Origin of the sequence: Luteitalea sp. (assembly GCF_044337415.1) — a bacterium.
Lineage (GTDB): Bacteria > Acidobacteriota > Vicinamibacteria > Vicinamibacterales > Vicinamibacteraceae > Luteitalea.
Genome location: NZ_JBIINP010000252.1, coordinates 1 through 5325 on the forward strand (window position 1 = coordinate 1; position 5325 = coordinate 5325).

Consider the following 5325-nt stretch of genomic DNA (forward strand, 5'->3'; position numbering starts at 1 on the left):
CGTGATCCGTTCCGTGCTCGACGCCTACGCGCAGGTGCAGCCGCGGTTGGCGACGCACGCTGCCGGGTATCCCACCGTGGAGGCGCTGCGTGCCGTGGTCGCCGCGGGGCAGCCCGGCTTCGGCATGGCTGCCGTGGGTGAGGGGCGCGGAAGCGAGGGGGCCAGCCTGTTGCTCGCCGCGGCGCGGCGCGACGACCCGCGTCCGCTGTGGGTGGTGGCGTGGGGCGGCACCAACACACTGGCGCAGGCGCTTCGGGATGCGCGCGCCACGCTCGACGCGGCAACGATGGCCGCCGTCGTCGACAGGCTGCGCGTGTACGCGATCTCCGATCAGGACGATGCCGGGCCGTGGCTGCGGCGCGAGTTCCCGGCGCTGCGCTACGTGGTGTCGCCGTCGACGCAGGACGGGCAGGAGTATGCCGGCGCGACATGGACCGGCATCAGCGGCGATCGGTTCTACCGCAACGCCCCCGGGGCGGACTTCACGACCTTCAGCGATGCGTGGGTCGACACGCACATCCGGGCCATGGGCCCGCTCGGGCAGCTGTATCCGTACCCGTGCTGCATCCACGAGGGCGACACGCCGTCGTTCCTCGGCCTGATCGACAACGGGCTCGCGAGCGCCATGTCGCCGGCCTGGGGCGGCTGGGGTGGGCGCTACCTGTGGCGGCAGCCGAGCGGCGAAACGCGCGCATTCTGGACGCAAGGCGGCGATGCCTACCCTGGCAACGACGACTCACGCGACACGGTCACCGGCGCGGGCGGGCTCGTCGTCACCTCCGACCAGGCGACGGTCTGGCGCTGGCGGGAGGCGTTCCAGCATGACTTCGCGGCGCGCATGACGTGGACCGTGCGCCCGCGCGCCGAGGCCAACCATGCGCCCGAGGTGGTCGTGAACGGCCAGGACGGGCGTGGCCCGATCATGCTGCAGGCCACCGTGGGCGTGCCGATCCGCGTGGAGGCACGCGCGACCGACCCCGATGGCCACGGCGTGCGCTATCGCTGGTGGCACTACGCCGAAGCGGGCAGCGGGATCCCCGGCATGCCCGTCGTGCGTGGGCGACGCCCGGCGCCCGTGATGGAGCCGACCTCAGGCAGTCCGCCGGCGGCCCGAGGTGTGCGGCCGCCTGCGCGCGTCGAGTTGGCTGGTGAGGCGACGCCCGCCGTGACCATCACCCCGACCGTCGCCGGTGTCGCCCACGTGATCCTCGAGGTGACCGACGAAGGCAGCCCGACGCTGACGCGCTATCGCCGCGTGATTCTCGACATCCGCTGACGCGCGTCACCTCGAGGCGCCGTCCTGCATCTCCTCTCACGGGACCCGCGCGCAGGGCGCGCTCCCGGAGGAGAGGCCATGACCGTCATCCGTCCGCGCGCGCTGCAGGTGCTCGCGCTCGCCATGCTCGTCGCCGTGCCGTCCGCGTTCGCTCAAGGGCCACAGGGGCCGCCTGCGGGTGCCGGTCGCGGCCAGGGCATGGGGCCCGGGATGATGCACGACGCCGGACACCAGGCCGACATGGCGGTGTTCCACCAGTTGCTGGACAACGGCAAGAAGGTGACGCGGACTGTGACGCGCAGGCCCGACGGCGTGGAGTCGCTCACCGAGTCTGACGACCCCGAGATCGCGAAGGCCATCCAGACCCACCTCGACGCCATGTCAGCGCGCGTCAAGGAGAAGCGGCCGATCCACCAGCGCGACCCGCTCTTCCGCGAAGTGTTCGCCAACGCCGACAAGATCGCCCTGCGCCACGAACTGACGCCGAAGGGCGTCAAGGTCGTCGAGACCTCGTCCGATCCCTACGTCGTCAAGCTGATCCAGGCGCATGCCGACGTCGTCACCGCCTTCATCGCCAACGGCCGCGCCGAGGCCATGAAGGACCATCCGGTGCCGTCGCGCTGAGCCGCAGGCAGCCCGGCCGAGCCTGACGCGCGCCGCGATACGATCGCGCGCATGGCCCCCTCGCCGTTGCGCGCCGCGATCATCGGCACCGGTCGCATCGCGTCGCTGCTCGAGCGCGACCCGTTGCGGGCGCGACCGCACACGCACGCCGGCTGGTACGCCGCCGATCCCCGCACGACCCTCGTCGCGGGCTGCGACACGGATGCCAGCCGCCTCGCCTCTTTTGGTGAGGACTGGAGTGTCGAGCCCGCGCACCTGTACGACGACCACCGGACGATGCTCGCGCGGGAACGTCCGGACGTGGTGTCGGTGTGTGCGTACGCCGCCGACCGCGTCGCGATGTGTCGCGACGCCGTCGCCGCTGGTGCGCGTGGGCTCTGGATCGAGAAAGCCGTCGCCTGCTCGGTGGAGGACGCCGACGCGCTCGCCCGCGAGCTCGATGCCGCCGGCGTCTCCGCCGTCGTCGATTACCCTCGCCGCCTCGAGCCGCGATACCGCGCGGTGGGCGCCTGCCTCGAGGCCGGCACGCTGGGGCGCCTCGAGAGCGTGCATGTGCTGTTCAGCGGACACATCGTGCACACGGGCACGCATGCATGGGACCTCCTGCTCGCGTGGTGCGGTCCGTGGACGCGCGTGGACGCGTCGCTCGATACGCCCGCGCACGAAGCGGCTGCGTCTGGCGATGCGCACGAACTTGACGAGGCCGACGCGGCGCGATACGCCACCGCACTGGCTGGCGGGGGAATCGTCGATCGCGGCGGGCGTGCCCGGATCGTGTTCGCCAACGGGGTGGAGGCGTTCGTCACCGGAGGGGCGAAGGGGTACTTCGTGTTCCAGTGCGACCTGATCTGCTCGCGCGGGCGCGTCCGCATCGGCAACGACGTGTGGGAGGTCCTCGCCCCGGCCGACAGCCCGCGCTACAGCGGCTACCGCGAACTGGCGCCCGTCGACGATCCCCTGGCCGCACTGCCGCCCACGCCGCCAGGCCCGGGGGCGGTGCTCGACGCCCTGCTGCAGGCCGTCGGCGGAGCTGGGACGGCCGACCTTTCCGTCCGCGCCGCCGCCGACGCCCTCGCCCTCGGCATCGCGATCATGCAGGCCGGACTCACCGGATGCACCGTCACCCCAGCCACGCTCGACCGCAGCCTGCGCGTCTTGAGCGTTTAGCCTGAGCCTGAGCCTGAGCCTGAGCCCTGAGCCCTGAGCCCTGAGCCCCAAGCCCCCAGCCCCCCGCCCTTGCACTACTCTTCCCTGCATGCCCCGTTTCCTCGGCCTCCTGCTCCTGTCCGGGAGCCTCACGCTCACGGCCTGCGCGTCGCCTGACCGCCCGGCGCTGCCCCAGGCCCCCGAGGCCGCGAGCGGCTGGATCGACAAGCCCGGGTGGGCGGCCACGTCGTACATGGTCGCCGCCGCCAACCCGCTTGCCGTCGAGGCAGGAACGGAGATGCTCGCGGCGGGCGGATCGGCCCTCGACGCCGCGGTCGCGGTGCAGATGGTGCTCACGTTGGTCGAGCCACAGTCGAGCGGCATCGGCGGCGGCGCGTTCCTGATGTACTGGGACGGCGCCACGGTCAGCGCGCTCGATGGGCGCGAAACCGCTCCCGCGGCGGCCACCCCGGACCTCTTCATGCGCGACGGTGCCCCGATGCGCACCATCGACGCCATCGTCGGCGGCCGGTCCGTGGGCGCGCCCGGCGTCGTGCGCATGCTCGCGCTGGCGCATGCGCGTCACGGGCGGCTGCCGTGGGCGCAGCTCTTCGCGCCGGCGATCAGGCTGTGCGACGAGGGGTTCGTGGTCAGTCCGCGCCTGGCCGGGCTGCTGGCGCGCGAGACGCACCTGCCGAAGGATCCCGAGGCGCGCGCGTACTTCTACGAGGCCGACGGGCGGCCGAAGGCGGCCGGCACCCGGCTGCGCAACCCGGCGCTCGCGGCGGTGCTGCGCGCCATCGCCGCCAACGGCCCGGATGCGCTCTACACCGGCGATCTCGCCGCCGCCATCGTCGCCAAGGTGCGGTCGCACCCCACCAATCCCGGCGTGCTGACCGAGGCCGATCTGGCCGCCTACCGGCCCGTCGAGCGCGACCCGCTCTGCTTCACGTATCGCACCTCGCGCATCTGCGGCTTCCCGCCGCCCGGGTCGGGCACGCTCGCACTCGGCCAGGTGCTCGGCATGCTGGAACCGCGCGACATGCGGGCGCTCGCGCCGACGCGAGGCGCCGATCGCCGCTGGGTGCTCGCCCCGGAGGCCATCCATCTCTACACGGAAGCGGCACGGCTGGCCTTCGCCGACCGCGAGGCCTGGGTCGGGGATCCGGGCTTCGTGCGCGTGCCCGTCCCGGCGCTGCTCGATCCGCAGTACATCGCGTCCCGCGCTGGCACCATCGGCGCGCGCTCGATGGGGCGGGCCACGGCCGGGGTCCCTCCGGGTGTCGCCCGGGCGGCGCTGGCCGGCATCCCGCTCGAGCGTCCCTCGACGTCGCACATCTCGATCGTCGACGCGCAGGGCCACGCGTTGGCGATGACCACGACCGTCGAGGACGGCTTCGGATCGCGCCAGTTCGTGCGGGGCTTCATCCTCAACAACCAGCTCACCGACTTCTCGCTCGCCCCGGCCGACGCAGCGGGCGCACCGATCGCCAATCGCGTCGAGCCCGGCAAGCGACCGCGATCCTCGATGACGCCGCTGCTCGTGTTCGATCGCGCGAGCGGTGCGTTCCGCATGACGCTCGGATCGCCCGGCGGCAGCGCCATCATCAACTACGTCGGCAAGGTGTTGCTCGGCACCCTCGACTGGGGCCTCGACGTGCAGCAGGCCATCGCCCTGCCCAACGTGGGGAGCCGCAACGGGCCTACCGAACTCGAACTCGGCCGCGTCGATCCCGCCCTCGGCCCGGCCCTCGAGGCGCGCGGCCACGAGGTGCGCTACATCGACCAGACCTCGGGCCTGCAGGGCATCCAGCGAACGGCGACGGGCTGGTTCGGGGGCGCGGACCCGCGGCGCGAGGGGATCGCGCGGGGGAAGTGAGGGGCATGCCTCATGAGTCATGCCTCATGTCTCATGCCGTAGGAACAGGCCCGGGGGGCTCGCCGCGTCCGATCCGGCGAGGCCGCAGGTTGCCTGCAGCCTGTCGCCTGTGGCCATGCATGGCCGGGCTCGCTTGCCCCCAGCGCAGTCGAGGGCATGCTTTCCGAGCCCCCAGCCCCCAGCCCCCAGCCCCCAGCCCCCAGCCCCCAGCCCCCAGCCCCCAGTCCTGAGCCCTGAGCTGAGCCCCAAGCCCCAAGCACCAAGCCCCAAGCCCCCAGCCCCTACGAACTGCAGCTGAGCATGCTGCAGCCGGCGCGGTGGCGTGCCCATTCCGGGCGCTTCGCCGCGAGGTCGTCCTCGCCGGGCTGGTCGTCGTAGGGGCGCGACAGCACGCGGAGCA

At 72.9% G+C, this 5325-nt stretch carries 4 protein-coding genes; all 4 read left to right on the plus strand.

Going from position 1 to position 5325, the window contains the following annotated elements; genetic code table 11:
- The coding region (locus tag ACIRDX_RS20220; RefSeq protein WP_396627243.1) for a DUF1593 domain-containing protein at positions 1–1276 on the plus strand (1276 nt) is incomplete at its 5' end.
- A 78-nt stretch (positions 1277–1354) separates the two neighbouring features.
- Positions 1355–1900, plus strand: coding sequence for a hypothetical protein (locus tag ACIRDX_RS20225; protein WP_396627244.1), 546 nt, complete (start codon positions 1355–1357; stop codon positions 1898–1900).
- 51 nt (positions 1901–1951) lie between these two features.
- Positions 1952–3067, plus strand: coding sequence for a Gfo/Idh/MocA family protein (locus tag ACIRDX_RS20230; RefSeq protein WP_396627245.1), 1116 nt, complete (start codon positions 1952–1954; stop codon positions 3065–3067).
- Between the two features lie 88 nt (positions 3068–3155).
- Positions 3156–4925, plus strand: coding sequence for a gamma-glutamyltransferase family protein (locus tag ACIRDX_RS20235; RefSeq protein WP_396627246.1), 1770 nt, complete (start codon positions 3156–3158; stop codon positions 4923–4925).
- Positions 4926–5325: the final 400 nt, after the last annotated feature.